Genomic DNA, 16,132 nt, shown 5'->3' on the forward strand with positions numbered 1-16,132 from the left:
CTTTCACTGGGATTTTCCCCTGATCCGTAATAATATTTAATGAATTAATACTAATTAGGTCTTCAATTTAAGATTTGTATTATCCTTCCTCCAAATAAAAAAATAAAAAGAGGGTTTAACCCCAAATGTTTTAAATTCTTCCTTTGACTGGTTTAATTCCTTCCCTTGAAGTATCCAACACCTAAAAGTCCTAGAAGTGCGAGAACACCTGCAATAGCAGCAAATGGTACTCCTGAAGATTGGGATGCACTGCTACTGCTTTTAACTGATATTTCACTTGCCTTTCCATTGTTTGATGAACCTGCATTGGATGAATCCGCACTCTGACTGGATGCAGATGAACCTGCACTGCTACTGCTCTTGGAGCTTTTAGACTGAGACTGGCCAGCGTTGGACTGACTCTGACCTGCATTTGCCTGACTCTGACCAGCGTTTGACTGACTGTTTGGAACGTTTAGATTTTTTCCTGTTGCAGCAGCCACAACACCTGCAAACTGCTTCAAGGTGTCAGCACTCAGGGAGGACATCTGAACAACCATCTGGTTGAACTGGATGTTTCCACAGGTGTGGTGACAGCATGTTACACCGTACTTGGTTGTGTAGCTGACGTACTGGTTTGCAAGATCCGTTAGGGTTGCCTTGTCAGTGCTCCACATGTTCCTCATGTTCGCCTCAAGCATCCAGCCCAGCATGGATGTGTATGCGTAGGGGTTTGCCTGAAGCATTTGGTTTCTGACCGCGGAATTGAATGCATAGTTCTGGGCAATTTCATTCCATTGCCAGTCCTTCACAGCATCTGGTGTAACAGCCTTCCATGCGAACATGTAACCTATCTCCTTTGAAATCTCGTTGGCACCGGAGTATCCCTGGTTGAGCATACCCTGCTGCCACTTGGGATTCAAAAGCCGTGTCCTGATTTCATCGGACATGAACTGACCCAGAGTTTCTATCCTTGGATTTGAACGTGTGTTTGCAATGTAAACACTCACATCGTAACCAGAGAGACTCTTCGCAGCCATTGTAAGACCTCCGAGGTACTGGTAAACATCGTCGTTGTCAAGAACTCCGTAGTTGTTGTCCCTCACTTGAACAGTTGCCTGAACAGTTTTCAGCTGATCTTTAAAGGCCTGAAGTCCCTGAACACCGTAAGAACCTACCCCGTAGATGTAGGACATCCTTGAGAGGTACGTATCAACGAGATCTGACTGATCAGTCCACTTGGATGTGTTTGGTACCTGGGCTGCGACCCCGGTTCCATAACCCTCAGGCGCAGGTCCGAATATTCTGGCCCCTGCAAGGGCATCTGCATCTTTAGAGCTCATACCGCCCTTGGTGTACTTGTTGTAGTTGTTCTGGTAGTGCTTCTTAACGTAGTTGTTATCTGTACTTTCAGGTAGAGCTGCAACCTGGCGGAAGGCCTTGTCAAGAATATCCATGGTGTAGGAGAAGGTGTCCCTGAAGAGACCGCTTATGGTCACAAGCACGTCAACACGCGGCCTGTTCACGGTTTTTCCGTTGATGTTCAGTGTGAGCTTGCTCAGTGGTGTTACAGTAACACCTACGAACCTTCCTGATTTCCACTGGGGTTCCAGACCCATGTACCTGAGTATCATGGCTATGGTCTGACCGTTGGTACGCATGGTTTCAGTTGACCATAGAACAACACCCACTGTTTCAGGGAAGTGCCCGTTCTTCTTGTAGTAATCAATGAGCATGTCGTCGGCCATCTGCTTGCCTATCAACCAGGCAGTTGAATCTGGAGCAGACCTCGGGTCGAAGGAGTAGAAGTTTGCACCGGTTGGAAGCACGTCTGGGTTTCGAACAGGATCACCACCAATGGACGGTGCCACGTATTCTCCACTCAGTGCTGCAAGCAGGGCTTCCATCTCATAGTTTTGAGAGAGTTCAGCACGTATCTTTTCCCTGAACTCTGTGTTGTTCCTGTTTGCAGGGTCGAAGCTCACAATGGATTCAACCATCTGATCCAGGATGGTGCCGTTGAGGGCAACTCCAAAGGTGTGGAGTCCATAGGGGATCAGTGTTGCTGCAATATCCTCGAGGTGGTGTTCAACCTGGTTCTTGATGTCGCTGAAGGCTGCAGTCTTCATGTTGAGACCGATGTCCTGATCAATATGCATCTTGGTTACCATTGCCCTGATCTGTTTTTCAAGAGCTGCTTTACGCTGGCTGTCCTGTGTGTTGTCGTAGCTGTTTATCACGTCCTGGAGGGTTGAAAGATCTCCGTAGAGGCCTGAGGTTATTATTGGAGCTGTGAGATGATCTATTATCACTGCGTAGCCCCTTCTCTTGGCCTGGGTTCCCTCTCCAGTGTTGTCAACTATGTAGGGGTAGATGTTGGGCATGTTTCCCAGTAGAACATCCGGCCAGTCATCACCACTGAGTCCCACGCTTTTTCCAGGGAGCCATTCAAGGGTTCCGTGTGTTCCCAGGTGTATGACTGCGTTGGCACCCATGTTCTTCTGGAGCCACATGTAGAATGCAATGTACTGGTGGGTTGGTGGCAGTGTTGATGAGTGGGCGATGTCTGTGGAGTTCTCTCCCCATCCGCGCATGGGTTGAGCACCAACGAATATGTTGCCCAGCATTATACCGGGTAAAACTATGTTACCGTTGTAGACCATGACGCTGCCTGGAGCAGCACCCCACTTGGCAGTGACCTCCTTTCTGAGTTCTTCTGGCAGTGTGTTGAACCATTCCATGTACTCGCTGAGGGGTATGGTTATTGCACCTGCATCAACCACCTTCTTAAGTTCTCCTGGAGCCCAGGAACCCACGTTGTTTCCAGCCGTGGTGAAGAGTTTGATTATGGATTCAGTTGATACGTTGTCGGATACATCGTAACCTGCTGCCTTGAGAGCCTTGAGTATTGCTGATATGCTCTCAGGAACGTTGAGGTAGGAAGCACCAACTCCATCCTTACCCCCTGCACTGTTGTAGTAGATAATTGCTATTTTCTTTGCACTGTTAGGGAGTGTTTGGAGTGCTATCCAGTTGTAGACCCTGTTGGTTATTCTCTCTATCCTGTCGGATAGTGGTGTGTAGTTCTTCACAACGATGCCTGTGTAGGGATCTGTTTCTGCTGATTCAACACCTCCCATGATTATGGGTTCTATCCTTCCCTCCATCTCAGGCCAGGCCACCTGCCAGTAAAGTTCACTGGACAGTCCTGAAGAACTGTTCTTCCAGGTTTCAAGGTCTGAAGCGTAAATAGGGGCGAATATTGGTATGTTCATCCTCTTGAGGAGATTGGTACTGTTCTGGGGGTTGTTGTATATGATGTTGTAGCCAACACAGGCCACTAGGGCACCTATCCTGGATGTGCTGCCATCCAGGAAGTACTTGGTTATGGCATTTGCCCTGGCAGTGTCGCTTGATGCTGTTACAGCCAGAACCACGTTCAAACCCTTGGCTTCAAGGCTTCTGAGTATGCTCATTGCCATGTCGCTGTTTCCATTGAAGAACATGGAGGAATACATCATTACACCCACCCATGCCTTGCCTGGTTTGTAGTGGCCGCTGTTTTTGTACCATTTCAGGTAGTCAGCCCAGGTTGCGAACTGGGGTGTGGTTGAATCTGGATGGTATATGAACTCTGTTGGATATGTGACCACGCTGAGGTTTTCAGCAGCTTCCACAGGCATTCCAATCCTTTGAAGTGCCCTGAGCTGGAACCTCTCCATGTTGTCTGCACCGGTCCCATCCCAGTAGGCCCTGAGTTCTGTGTCGTTGGAATCTATTTTTGTGTTGTTTAAAAATGCAACACCGCACCTTAAAGCCATTATCTTGGCATTTGAATCGGATATGAGCGGCATTAAATTTGAGAGGGTGCCTGATTCACTTATCATCTCCACGATGATGAGGTCTGCCTTATTTGCCAACTGTTTTATCTTCGCTTTGGTGTCTGCAGATGTGAGATCCTCGTTGGTGAAGAAGTTCAGGTTGAAGTAGTATCCCCTCTCCCTGAGTTTCTTGTTTGAGTCAACGAATGGCTTGGCGTAGTTGGGACATCCGCTTATTACAAGCAGGTTGTATGCCCTCAACTTCACATTTGCTTCACCGTATAGTGTGGGATCAGTGGCGTTCCTCTGTGAGACTGATACGTTCACTGTTTGGGACACATGTCCACCTGCACCCACCGTTAAGTTGAAGTTCTTTTTATCGCTTGTGAAGTTAACCTTGTACTTTCCACTTCCTATCCTGGTTACAGTCACACCCTTTACAGTGTTTCCAGCTGCATCCTTAACTGTCACAGTTGGTAGCTTGTTTGAAAGGGCCTCTGGATGTTCCAGGGTGATGTTAAGGGTGATCTCAGGATCAACATCCTTTGAGGCTTGAGTTGAAGTTTTATTTGAAGCCTGATTCGAAGCAGTATTTAAGGCCGGATCTGAAGTGGGATTTGAGGCCTTGACGTAGGTGATGTTTTCAGAGTCGTTCAAAGCACCTGAAGAATCAACGGTCTGAAGATGGGTATCATTGACAGGGCCTGCAGCTGAAACTGCCGAGCCAAAAACTGTTATTCCCATAAATAGACCTATAAAAAGCATAAGTATCTGTTTTTTCACATTTTCACCTCCTTTTTAAGTTTTGATAAGCATAAAGAATTATTCAAATATGCTTGATAAAAAATTAAGTAAAATTGATTTATATATCTTTCCATTTTACTTTAATAAAATCCATTTTGGTTGAAAATAAATAAAGTAAATTTTATATACTAGTTAGGGTCTAATATGTAATGTGGCAACACATATTACAACGTTAACAACGATAAGGGTCCATTCTTAATCGTGTTAGATAAAAAGGGTAAAGGGATCTGCAGGTGCGGATCCCATCTTTCCTCCCTGAAATTCTGATTTTCTGGAAGTTTACTAAAAAAATAGATATTTTGATTTTTAAAAGGAATTGAAGAAGTTTTTTATTTATATTAACCTACAGCAATGATAATATCGGGATTATAAAAATTAAATTTTCTAGAAACATTTTTATTACCTTCTTTTTAAACTATTAGGAAATTCCTAATAGTTGAAGTTTCAGATAATGTCTTCTTTAGAATATATTTTTTGAAAATAGACAAAAAAGAGTTGTTACAGTTAGATGAAGCATATTCCTGGAACTTAACACCCCATAATTCAGATCCCCACGTTTTTTGGCAATGTCCATAATGATGATACACTAAAAAAATTTATGCCGTTGCGAAGTTGGTCTGTATCTGAGGAATGTCCACATCGTTTACTGCAGTGATATCAACAGGTTTTTTCAGTTGTTTGTTGTGTACCGGTACTGATAAGTTAGCGTGCAGTTTAATGGTCTCTTCCTTGATCCTTATCTGCATGGTAACCTCAACTATTCTTTTCAAAGAAAATGGGTTTACGTTAAGTTTTCTGGAAGCATCAACTATCTCCAGGGCCACTGGAACATGATTCTTATCAAAATCCAGTATCACATTCTCTCCGAGGTCTATTGATTCTAGGTATTCATAATCATCGATGATTCGAATGTAAAGAGAATCTGCAATTGGATCGTAATGTTCTTTAATCTCAAATTCTTTAACTACCATCTTCTCGCACCCTTTTTTTAACATTTTCCTTATATGTTGTGATTACCTTTAATGTTTTGGTTACAGGTTCTACCAATATAATAATAACCAAATCATACCTTGATTTATCGTATTTAAAAGGATATTTAACTTTGAATTTGCTGAAATCTTGTTTTGAAATAGCTAAAGGAGTTTCATTTAGAATAGAGTTAACTATAAGATCATAGGGTATCTCACGATCTTTTATTTTTTCTTTGACATGGCCTGTGAAAACAATTTTATTTTCTGGGATATCTTTTAGAAAACTTAAAATTTCGTATATATCCCCGTCTTCACTCAAAAAAATTCATCCCCTACTCATCTTGGTCAAACTTATTTTTAAAGTGATCATACTTAAATAGTTTTATTTATTATTTTATAAAATAAAAAAGTTTTTCCAGGTTATGTTGGCGCTAAAAAATGAAAATAAATCTATTTTCGCTTGTACTACATGTAAAACGTGTTCGTAACATTCTTTGCAAGCTGGTCCTGCAGGTGAGGGTAGTAAACGTAGTCTGTGAGTATCTTTATCCTCTTACCGTCTGGTACGAACTGGAAACTGCCCTTGAAGTCTGTCACAGGTCCGTCTATCTTGAACTTCCCTGCGAAGTAGGTTCCGTTGTTTGAGAAGTTTCCGTAGCCTGTCCATGCAGCGCACTGGATGTTGAAGGTTCCGTTCATAGGTGTTGCAAACACTGCACGTGTGAGGTTCTTGTTTGCAACTGCTGCTACAGTGTTGTAGTTTATGTTTATGTAGTCCAGTTTGCCTGTTCCGTTGAGTCCGCTTGCAGTGTAGCAGAGTGGATCCTCATTGTTCTCAGCTCCAGGGAGAACTATCTTGAACTTGAAGTCATTGCCGGTACCGTTTATCTTGTAGTAACCTACGAATGATTCTTCGTTCTGGGAGTGTGCTGGTAGGGTTACGTATGATGTGTAGTTGTAGGGTATTTCCGGGAAAACAAGGTTTATTAAGACCCCTGATGCTGTTCCTGCTGCTATCAATCCCAGGACTACGACTGCAAAGATTAGAATGATGCGTTTGTCCATATTGATTTTGCTCCTGTAAAATAAAAACGTCTTGATCTTGTTCTAAAATAAAAAGAAAAAAAGAGATGTATTAAATGTATCGCTTATGCACTTGTTGCCATGTGGTCGCAGAAAACAACCGGCTGAGTGAGAGTTAAACTTGCACTTCCATCGGCGTTAACTGTTAAGAGGAACTCGTACTGGGCACAGTGAACTCCCTGAAGGAATGTTGCTCCCTGTGTTGCGTCACTTGTAACGTTTATTGAGTTGTCAGTCACATTTGATGACATTGCGTAAACCAGCTGGGATAACTGAATGTTCTGAAGAACTGCACTGTTATCTGGTGCTGTCTGTGCGTTGGACCATACTTTTATGGTTGAATTGGATGTCTGGTTCTGTCCTGCGTAATCGTTGCTTGCAAGGTCCCTTAAAACCTTAACACGCATTGTTGTACCTGCAGGAAGAGCTTTGTCTCCGTATCCAAGCATGTTGCTTAGGCTTATCTGGGTTGTACCTGAAGAAGGTTTCATCCAGACGTCTGCGAAGTATGTGTCGGGTTTGGTCTGGTTTTCAACCGTCACGTTTGATATGACAACTACTGCGTGTACCCAACAGTTTGCCTGGTTGTAAAAGGCCATGTTGGTTCCCTGTCCATTGGAGGCACTGGTCTGACTGTTGTTGCCTGTGAGTGAAAATGCTGCGATACCCAAAACTGCTACTATTACCACTGCTAATAATGTTACCGTCCATTTTTTCATAAATAAGACTCCCTTAAATAACTGTAACTACCTTGTAAGCCACTATCGCTACGAATACTAGGAGAAGAGGAACAATTGCAACGTTAACTCCTTTCATGAAGTTTCTAACGCTTCTGTTCTCAGTCTCTGAGCTCATGATCTCCTTGAGTGCTAAGAATAGTATCAGGGCGACCACAGCTACCATACTGTAGGTCATGACATCCGCGGTAGTCACCGTTGTTGCTGCTGCAGTGGTGACTGTCGTTGCTGTGGTTATCATGAAACATAGTTTAGTACTACCAATATATAAAGTATGCGATCAAGGTGGACAGTGAAGGCTGTCCCTTGACATGTTTCGTGGATCCATATGCCCTGGGTGAATATAGTCACATGAACTGGGAACTTACCAACTTAAACTATTGGAGTTTTAAGTTCATCATTAAATTCAAGGAGATTGTTTGTTTAAATCGTATTGAGGTTTAAGACCTTTTTAAAGGTAGTTTTGTTTAATGAACAAAAACGTTTAATTGCTTTCTTTGTATAACATATTATGTTATTACAATATGCTAGGTGAATACATGAGAATTGTTGTAACTGGTGATTTGAAATCCTCAAGAAAAATGGAAGATAGGCTTAATTGCCAGGAAAACTTAAAAAATGCATTGGTTGAAATAAATGAAACTTTTTATGATAATATAATTGCAGATTTTAAGATCGTTGGTGGCGATGGTTTTCAAGGAATGATCAAGAGAATGGACATTCTTATGGATATTTACTTCATACTTTTTGAAAAAATTGATCATCCCTTTTATTTAGGTATGGGCATTGGGGATATTTCAACTAATTTAAGTTACGATGTTCAAGAAATTGATGGACCTTCATTTCATTATTCTTCAGAATCATTGGAATTAGCTAAAAAAAAGAAAAAATGGATTATAATTAAGGGTAATCTTGAAAATTATCATTTAATTGAATGTATTTTAAACTTCGTATTTGAAACCATGTGGAGCTGGACTCCTAGAAGAAAAGAAATCCTCATATTTTACAGAAAAAATAAGGAAACACATCATATTATAGAAAAAACTTCGATCAAATTTGAAACTGGGATTAGGAACATTTATAAGATTTTAGAAGTAAGTAACTACAATTTAATAAAATATGCTGAAGAAATCTTAAAAGAAGAATTTGACAGACAGATGAACTGCATTTAGTTCAATATATAAAATGAACCATATTTAGTTCAATATATAAAATGAACCATATTTAGTTCAATATATAAAATGAACCATATTTAGTTCAATAGGAGTCATTAAATGTTGTATAAGTTACTCATCTTAATTTTGGGATATCTTATAATGGTATTAGCAGGATATTTTATCAAAATAATACTAAAACGTTCTATTGGTTCATCAGAAGATAAAAATGATATGAGGCAGGGAATAGAAGGTGTTGGTGCATTAATAGGCATGTTAGAACGAATACTTATTTTTTCTCTTGTTTTAGTTGACCAATATGCTGCAATATCCATTGTATTTGCCGCTAAATCTATTGCAAGATTTAAAGAGCTGGATAATAGGAGTATTGCCGAGTATTATCTCTTGGGAACATTTTTAAGTTTAACCACAGCTGTGATAATTGGAATAATATTCCGAATAATCTTTGGAAATATAATCCCATTGGTGGGCTAAATGGGCATTTGGGATTTTAAAATCAGCAGATGTTGTAAAATACAAATTAGGCCATAATTTTCCGGAACCATTATAAACTCATTTTTCTTTTCTAATCTAAAAAGAGTCATTAAATATTTCTTTATCAGTTATTTCTACAGCTTTATTGTTCTATAAAAGAGCAGTATCACCTAAATCTGTGCGTTAATTTTTAATAAACACTTCAATAATGTATGATCCATTTTTTTTAAATTATTGAGGTAGTTTTAGGAATAAATCCAATTTTTCAGGATTTAGATCACTTAAAAAAATAAATCCATTCTGGAGAAATGAACAATTTATGTACATTAATATCAAAGTTTGTACAAATATCAATTCCCTTAGAATTTAAACCTTTTTTTATGAAACCGTCACCCAGAGGTGCAGATCCCTGTAGGAGGTCTCGTTATCGGGTAGCTTGTAGAGTAGGAACCGTATCTCCTTCTGACCTGCAGATCCAACTGTGAAGTTGTAGGGGATCTCAACCTTGGCACCACTGTCGAGGGTTACGTTTTGTTGCATCAGGGTTGTGTTGTTTGACTCCACAACCAGGGTGTAGTCCACTGTCCTGTACTCGTGGTTCACGATCCCTATTGTAACGTTTCCTGTTTCCCCAACAGTCATGTTGGTTGGGTAGTCAGATGCCTTGCCGTTTTCACCTAGTATGTAGAACTCTGTGAACTTCTCTCCCTGGTGGGGCTTGACTATGATGTAGACCGTTGTTCCAACTGCCAGGATGATGGAGATGATCAATATGATTGAGAGGATCTTGCTGGTTCTGGATTCTCCCCTGAAGTGTTCCCTTACTGGTTTGAGGGAGAAGTTGACTGAGAACCTGTTTTCTTCATCTGTTCTCCACCTTCGGATGAGGGCTATGAATACCATGATGAGGGTGAAGGCTGAGAGTGCCATGTAAAGTGTGAAGCTTGGAGGTACCCAGAATAAGTGTGTTAAACGTACATTCCAATGAGCGTATTTCATGACAAAGAAGAAAAGAGGTGCAATTGCCACGCTCAAACCGAAGCTCAGTGCTGCACGTTCGATGCCATCTAAACTCGTCTTTTTGGGAAAAAGTGCAGCTATCAAACTGTAACCTGGAATGATAACTATGAGAAGAATTCCCAGAATGTTCCAGACAAATGTCTTCCTGAGACCCGGCGTTTTAATGAATACAATCGCCAGAATTGTTAAAAATATGATAAGTAATATATCTGAATACTGTCGCTTGGCCATTTAACTTACTCCTTCTATAAGACTCATTTGCACTCTTCACTTAAATAAGTAAACCTATGTGATCTGTTATTTTCATTTAAAAATGATATTGTTTATAAGGGATGATATCATAATGTACTTTAATAAGTGACAATAGTCACATTATTCAATATTACGTATTAACTCTTAATTAAATTATTTCTTTTGTATATGTTGTAATTGGATCAGTACATAAATTATTAGATAAGTTTATATAAAACTTAAATCCTAATACAATTGGGGTATTAGTATTTGATTTTATTTAAGCAAAGCTTAAAAATTGAATGATTTTGTTGCATAAGTATCACTTTTATGTGAAATCATAATACTCTCATGGGACGGAGTATTGACGTTAATGTTAAAGAGAAAAATAGCTATAATTGGTAGCAGAGGAATTCCAAACAATTACGGTGGTTTTGAAAAATTCACTGAAATTTTAAGCACTTTACTCGTCTCTAAAGGCCATGAAGTTATTGTCAGTTGCGAAAGGCCATCTAATAACCGTTTTCAATCACCATATAAAGGTGTTGAACTATTTTATTTTCCATTAAAAGCCCCAGAGTTTCCTGCTGCACGTATAGTCTATGAATTTTTATACGATGTTTATTCACTGTTTAAAGCAGCTCGAAATGCAGATATTGTTTACATGTTAGGATACAGCGCAGCGATGTTCTTTTTCATACCAAAACTCTTTGGAAAAAAGCTTTGGGTTAATCCTGATGGTATGGAATGGAAGAGAACCAAATTCCCTCCTGTGATCAGATGGCTTCTAAAGGTATGTGAGAAACTTGCCGTATTCTGGGCTGACAAAATGATCGCAGATTCAATGGAGATCAAAAAGTACTTAGACTCCAAGTACGGAATTGAATCTGAATTCATCCCCTATGGGGCTCTTGATGTGCAACCAATCCCCTGGGAAGATAACAAACTCCCTGAAGATTTAAGGGGTAAAGTTACCCTTAACCCCCACTACTGGCTTATGGTTGCTAGGTTGGAACCTGAAAACAACATCCACACGATTGTTGAGGGATACAGCCAGAGCAGCGTTGATATGCCTTTGGTAGTTGTTGGAAACTTTGGATCCCCTGCTTATGAGGAGGACGTGAAGGCGATTGCAGATAAAAACCGGGATAAAAAGATTGTATTTGCGGGCGGAATCTATGATAAAGAAAGCCTGAACATGTTAAGGCAGAACTGCTTTGCCTATATCCACGGCCACACTGTTGGAGGAACCAATCCATCCCTTCTAGAGATAATGAAAATGAAAACAGTGATCCTTGCCCACAACAACGAATTCAACAGGGAAGTCTGCAGAAACTCCGCACTCTACTTCAACAATGCGGAAGATCTGAGCCGTAAAATGGAAATGATTAATAATGGACGTGAAAACTTCTTTGAAATGAGGGATCATGCCTATGAGCGAGCTTTAAAGAATTATTCTTGGGCTTTGGTTGTTGAGAAGTATGAATCTTTAATTTTAGAACAGGGGAGATAAAGAGTATGAAAATTCTTTTTATAAATTATATGGAAACATCAGCTCCGGGAGGTATTAACAAAACTGTCCGAGAAATAGCTAAAAATCTCTCAAAATGTAACCATGAAGTGACTGTACTCCAAGCTAATCCCTTAGATCTTCCTGAAGAAGAATTTTATGAAGGATTCAAAATTATCCGTGTATCCTCAAAATTTGAAAAACATTTTTACGGGTTAAGTCCTGCAATGTACAGCTATTTGAAAAAACATTTAAAAGACATAAATCCAGATGTTGTTCATGTTCATGGTTACCACACATTATTATCCGTTGAAGTTATAACAATTATCAAAAATCTTAAGTCAAAACTTAATTTGAATTTTCCAATAGTCTTTTCACCCCATTTAGATGTAGTAAACAGTACTTTTGCAGGTAAACATTTATGGAAGTTTTATAATCTAATTGGAAAATACGCTTTTAAAAAGAGTTCTAAAATAATTTCTTTTTCAAAGTTCGAAACATCCAAAATAATTAGCACATTTTTTATGGATAACTCCAAACTATCACTAATTCCACATGGAGTGGACTTAATTAATATAAATAAAAATAAAACACAAGATGGGATTAATTTAGTTTACTCAGGATATTTAATAAACAGAAAAGGTGTAGATTTCATATTAAAATCTCTTAATAGCCTTATATATGATTTTAATGTTAAAGATGTTTCTTTAACAATAATAGGGGAAGGTCCTGAAAGAAAAAAATTATTAAATTTGTCTAAGGAATTAAACTTAGAAGAATATATTATTTGGAAACCTTTTTTATCTAGAGAAGATTTAATAAATGAAATAAAAAAAGCAGATATTTTTATGTTGCTTTCTAGATCTGAAGCATATGGTATAACTGTCGCAGAATCTTTAGCCTTAGGAACTCCATGCATAGTAACAAAAAGGACTGCTCTAACTGAATTTTTAAATGAACCTGGATGTTTTGGAGTTAATTATCCTCCAAATCCAAAAGAAGTTGCTGATTTAATTATAAAAATTTATGAAAGCGATATACACGTAGGTTCTTTTAGTAAAAAGATAAGGACTTGGGATAAAGTCGCTGAAGATTATGAAAGAGTTTATTCAAGTTTATAAAAGGAAACAAAATGCAAATAAGTAATCCCCTCCAAATGAATGATTGGAACATTAAGAAGTTTTTAATGGTAATTTTATCCATTCAATTTGCTATTTGGGGTTTAATTGGATTGGATTCTATCAATATTCATATACCTATATTAAGGCAGTTAATATGTTTCCTATATCTAACTTTTGTTCCAGGAATGTTAATCTTAAGGATTTTAAAGCAGCATGATCTAGGAAATATTGAAACAACCGTATATGCAGTTGGTTTAAGTATTGCAAGCTTAATGTTTATTGGATTTTTTATAAACTACTTGTATCCAGTTATAGGATTTTTAAAACCAATATCCATGAAATACTTGATAGTAACAATAAGCGTTTTAGTATTGTTTCTTTCATTTATCGCTTATTTAAGGGATCGTGACTTTTCTTCAAATGTATCAATAGATTCAGGATACCTAACAAACCCTACAGTATTATTTTTTTGTATCCTCCCTTTTTTAACAGTTTTTGCCACATACATTTTCAATTTAAATGGATCAAATATTTTGCAAATGTTCATTCTTTTTATAATTGCTTTAGTACCATTATTAATGTTAAAATTTGGTTCTAAAGAATTTTATCCATTTGTAATATTTATAACATCCTTATGTTTGTTATTACACACTTCTTTGATATCTAATTATATTTGGGGTGCTGATATTCAGCATGAGTTGTACCTGTCCAATTTTGTTTTGACAAATTCATATTGGAATATGAGTATCCAAGATAACTGCAATGCAATGTTAAGTTTAGTTGTATTAGCTCCTATAATGGCTATTATGCTAAAAATGAAGGTTATATGGATATTCAAAATAATTTATCCAATGATTTTTGCTTTGGTACCTGTTGGATTGTACAAAGTGTTTTATAAACAAACTAACACAGAAATAGCATTTTTAGCATCATTTTTCTTTATTTCAATGCACATATTTTACACGATAATGCCCGCTTTAGCAAGACAAGAAATTGCAGAATTATTCTTTGTTTTAATAATACTTCTGATTTTAAACAAAGAAATAAAACCTATAAATAGAGCAATTCTGCTTTTGATCTTTGGTAGCTCAATGGTAGTGTCCCACTACGGTATAACATACATATTCATATTTTTAATTATTTTAGCAGGGCTGATAAGTTATATTTTAGATAAATTAAACAATGAAAAATCAATTTACAAAGTTATTAACAAGAATTATGCAGTTTTATTCATAGTTTTCACTTTAGTGTGGTTCATGTATGTTTCTGATTCGTCTATTTTCAACATCGGAGTAAATATTGGAAACAATATTTTGAGTTCCATGACTGATATGTTAGATCCTTCAAAATCTCAGAGTTTAGTTATAATAAGTGGCACGTTACCCCTTTTACAATCTATTGAACGTTATTTCCATTTATGCGCCCAATTTTTTATAATGATTGGTATCTTTTTCCTTTTGAGGAATAAGTTTGAAAATATTAACAAAGAGTACAAATCATTTTCTATTGCAAGCTTTTTAATGTTAGGAGCATGCATTGTAGTTCCTAACTTTGCAAGTACTTTAAACACTGATAGAATTTATCACATAACTTTATTTTTCTTAGCTCCTTTCTTTGTTTTAGGATTTATTTGTTCAACACAATTTTTGATGAATTTAATTGGAAGAAAGTTTAATAAAAAACAAATGAAAAGAGCATTATATTTAATAGCTTTATTCTTGTTGGTATTTTCATTATTAAGTTCTGCTTTTTTATATGAAATTACTAATCAAGATAAAACTGGAAAATTCGCAGTGGATAAAAATGCAGATTTTTATTGGGTGAACAACCCAGAGTTATATTCTATAAACTGGTTAAATGAATATAATGATCCTAAATACAGAATTTACGGAGATTTTTACAAATCTGCAATTATACTCAGTATAATAGGGCAGGGCGAAACTTTATCTTTCCAAAACTTTAACAATACGCGAACGTTACAGAGATCTTATATATTTTTGAGCGATTTTAATATAAAGAATGATAAACTTTTTATCATTGAGAAAAGTAACAAAATTTCTTATTTTAGAAATCCAAATTTAATGAGGAATATGTCTAAAATTCAAGATAGCGGAAGTGGTTGGATTCTTTATCAGTAAATCGTTTTAAAACCATCTAAAACACCTTTAACAAAAGGAACGAAAGCACGAGGTTCTCTATGATAAAAAATGATGAGTCCACTATTAAACCAGAATTTAAAACCAATAAAATACATTAAAAACGTATAAAATTGTTTTTTGTTAGCATATTTTCGCATGAATAAGAATAAATTCCTTGCAGAGTAATATTCACGAGTTCCACTGACTCTTTTTGAACTAACCGAAGTTTTGTGCCATACTTTTGAGTCATTTGCACATATTATTTTAAAACCAGCTCTTTTTGCTCTAACACAGAAATCCGTGTCTTCGTAATATAAAAAACATTTAGTGTTTAAAAATCCAATTTTATCTATAACTTCTTTCTTAATAAGCATAGAACATCCAGAAACAGCATCTAAATCCATTTCATACTCTTCAAAGTTATTTTTATGCCCATATCCTAATGAAATCATCTCTCCATAGGACCATTTAATTTTAACTCCTGTAGATTGAATTAAATCTTTATCATCATAAAAATAAAGTTTAGAACCAACAATACTTGCACTTTCTGCGTGATTTACAAGTTTATTTAAAAAATAAGGCTCAACTACTGTATCATTATTCAATAGCAAAATACAATCAGAATTCAAGTTGTTTAAGGCATAATTGATCCCTATATTGTTTCCTTCTGCAAAGCCACGATTTTCATTATTTTTTATTAATATAAGATTATTTTTAGATTTTGAATGGTGTAAATAATCTATTTTATTTCCATTTAACTTTTTTAATTTTTCTTCGTTTATTTCAAACATCCTTAGGGGTTTAGAGACAGAATCATGATCAAAAAAAGAAGATTTGACTTTTAATTTTCCATTACAGTATTCTCTTATCTTTCTAACTGAATCATCTTCAGAGTGGTTATCCACAATTATTACATCATAATTTGGATAATTTATCTTATTCAAAGAGTCTAAGCATTCTATTGTATCTTCCCAGCCGTTCCAGTTGAGAATTATGATTGTTACATGGGGTTTCATTTTAATTCACTATATTTTCCTAATTTTAGATAAAGTTTTTAACAATGAGTTA

Annotated in this window: 13 protein-coding genes; 5 read left to right on the forward strand and 8 right to left on the reverse strand. The window is 37.0% G+C overall.

Going from position 1 to position 16,132, the window contains the following annotated elements; genetic code table 11:
- Positions 1-152: 152 nt before the first annotated feature.
- From MCBB_RS08985 to MCBB_RS09010, 6 genes are all read right to left on the reverse strand, one after another.
- Positions 153-4,583 (reverse strand): cobaltochelatase subunit CobN, encoded by a 4,431-nt coding sequence (locus MCBB_RS08985; protein WP_071907444.1) that lies wholly within the window; start codon positions 4,581-4,583, stop codon positions 153-155.
- Between the two features lie 617 nt (positions 4,584-5,200).
- Positions 5,201-5,575, reverse strand: coding sequence for a DUF2283 domain-containing protein (locus MCBB_RS08990; protein ID WP_071907445.1), 375 nt, complete (start codon positions 5,573-5,575; stop codon positions 5,201-5,203).
- Positions 5,565-5,894, reverse strand: a complete 330-nt coding sequence (locus MCBB_RS08995) for a hypothetical protein (protein ID WP_071907446.1) — start codon at positions 5,892-5,894, stop codon at positions 5,565-5,567. Before MCBB_RS08995 ends, MCBB_RS08990 begins: the two co-directional genes overlap by 11 nt.
- Positions 5,895-6,040: 146 nt before the next feature.
- The gene (locus tag MCBB_RS09000; protein ID WP_071907447.1) at positions 6,041-6,640 is read right to left on the reverse strand and encodes a hypothetical protein; all 600 of its coding nucleotides are present in this window, start codon (positions 6,638-6,640) and stop codon (positions 6,041-6,043) included.
- A gap of 83 nt (positions 6,641-6,723) precedes the next feature.
- A complete protein-coding gene (locus MCBB_RS09005) occupies positions 6,724-7,377 on the reverse strand; it encodes a hypothetical protein (protein ID WP_071907448.1) in 654 nt (217 codons plus the stop codon).
- A 13-nt stretch (positions 7,378-7,390) separates the two neighbouring features.
- On the reverse strand, positions 7,391-7,573 hold the full coding sequence (locus MCBB_RS09010; RefSeq protein WP_231916347.1) for a hypothetical protein: 183 nt from the start codon (positions 7,571-7,573) through the stop codon (positions 7,391-7,393).
- Positions 7,574-7,934: 361 nt separating this feature from the next.
- Here MCBB_RS09010 and MCBB_RS09015 point away from each other — a divergent pair, with 361 nt between their 5' ends.
- On the forward strand, positions 7,935-8,567 hold the full coding sequence (locus tag MCBB_RS09015; RefSeq protein WP_071907450.1) for a SatD family protein: 633 nt from the start codon (positions 7,935-7,937) through the stop codon (positions 8,565-8,567).
- A gap of 144 nt (positions 8,568-8,711) precedes the next feature.
- Entirely contained in the window at positions 8,712-9,044 is a 333-nt protein-coding gene (locus MCBB_RS09020; RefSeq protein ID WP_084790032.1) for a hypothetical protein, read from the forward strand.
- A gap of 378 nt (positions 9,045-9,422) precedes the next feature.
- On the opposite strand, the gene MCBB_RS09025 is transcribed toward MCBB_RS09020, so the two are convergent.
- A complete protein-coding gene (locus MCBB_RS09025; RefSeq protein WP_071907452.1) occupies positions 9,423-10,295 on the reverse strand; it encodes a DUF1616 domain-containing protein in 873 nt (290 codons plus the stop codon).
- Between the two features lie 373 nt (positions 10,296-10,668).
- On the opposite strand from MCBB_RS09025, the gene MCBB_RS09030 reads away from it, so the two are divergent.
- From MCBB_RS09030 to MCBB_RS09040, 3 genes are read left to right on the forward strand one after another with little or no spacing between them, the layout of a single operon-like run.
- Complete coding sequence (locus MCBB_RS09030) at positions 10,669-11,808, forward strand: DUF1972 domain-containing protein (RefSeq protein WP_071907453.1); 1,140 nt, start codon at positions 10,669-10,671, stop codon at positions 11,806-11,808.
- 29 nt (positions 11,809-11,837) lie between these two features.
- Positions 11,838-12,926 carry a glycosyltransferase family 4 protein gene (locus MCBB_RS09035; RefSeq protein ID WP_171899121.1) on the forward strand — a complete coding sequence of 363 codons (1,089 nt, stop codon included), beginning with the start codon at positions 11,838-11,840 and terminating at the stop codon, positions 12,924-12,926.
- A gap of 35 nt (positions 12,927-12,961) precedes the next feature.
- Positions 12,962-15,064 (forward strand): DUF2206 domain-containing protein, encoded by a 2,103-nt coding sequence (locus MCBB_RS09040; RefSeq protein WP_171899122.1) that lies wholly within the window; start codon positions 12,962-12,964, stop codon positions 15,062-15,064.
- Here the strand turns inward: MCBB_RS09040 and MCBB_RS09045 are convergent.
- On the reverse strand, positions 15,058-16,080 hold the full coding sequence (locus MCBB_RS09045; protein ID WP_071907456.1) for a glycosyltransferase family 2 protein: 1,023 nt from the start codon (positions 16,078-16,080) through the stop codon (positions 15,058-15,060). The two genes, MCBB_RS09040 and MCBB_RS09045, sit on opposite strands and share 7 nt — an antisense overlap.
- Between the last annotated feature and the right edge of the window lie 52 nt (positions 16,081-16,132).

It is taken from the genome of Methanobacterium congolense (assembly GCF_900095295.1).
GTDB lineage: Archaea > Methanobacteriota > Methanobacteria > Methanobacteriales > Methanobacteriaceae > Methanobacterium_C > Methanobacterium_C congolense.

What these genes read in the sequence shown, in the direction of transcription:
- MCBB_RS09000 (WP_071907447.1), bottom strand. Translation starts at nt 6,640, where the DNA reads ATGGACAAACGCATCATTCTAATCTTTGCAGTCGTAGTCCTGGGATTG.
- MCBB_RS09020 (WP_084790032.1), top strand. Translation starts at nt 8,712, where the DNA reads ATGGTATTAGCAGGATATTTTATCAAAATAATACTAAAACGTTCTATT.
- MCBB_RS09015 (WP_071907450.1), top strand. Translation starts at nt 7,935, where the DNA reads ATGAGAATTGTTGTAACTGGTGATTTGAAATCCTCAAGAAAAATGGAA.
- MCBB_RS09040 (WP_171899122.1), top strand. Translation starts at nt 12,962, where the DNA reads ATGAATGATTGGAACATTAAGAAGTTTTTAATGGTAATTTTATCCATT.
- MCBB_RS09010 (WP_231916347.1), bottom strand. Translation starts at nt 7,573, where the DNA reads ATGACCTACAGTATGGTAGCTGTGGTCGCCCTGATACTATTCTTAGCA.
- MCBB_RS09005 (WP_071907448.1), bottom strand. Translation starts at nt 7,377, where the DNA reads ATGAAAAAATGGACGGTAACATTATTAGCAGTGGTAATAGTAGCAGTT.
- MCBB_RS08990 (WP_071907445.1), bottom strand. Translation starts at nt 5,575, where the DNA reads ATGGTAGTTAAAGAATTTGAGATTAAAGAACATTACGATCCAATTGCA.
- MCBB_RS09045 (WP_071907456.1), bottom strand. Translation starts at nt 16,080, where the DNA reads ATGAAACCCCATGTAACAATCATAATTCTCAACTGGAACGGCTGGGAA.
- MCBB_RS09030 (WP_071907453.1), top strand. Translation starts at nt 10,669, where the DNA reads ATGTTAAAGAGAAAAATAGCTATAATTGGTAGCAGAGGAATTCCAAAC.
- MCBB_RS09035 (WP_171899121.1), top strand. Translation starts at nt 11,838, where the DNA reads ATGGAAACATCAGCTCCGGGAGGTATTAACAAAACTGTCCGAGAAATA.
- MCBB_RS09025 (WP_071907452.1), bottom strand. Translation starts at nt 10,295, where the DNA reads ATGGCCAAGCGACAGTATTCAGATATATTACTTATCATATTTTTAACA.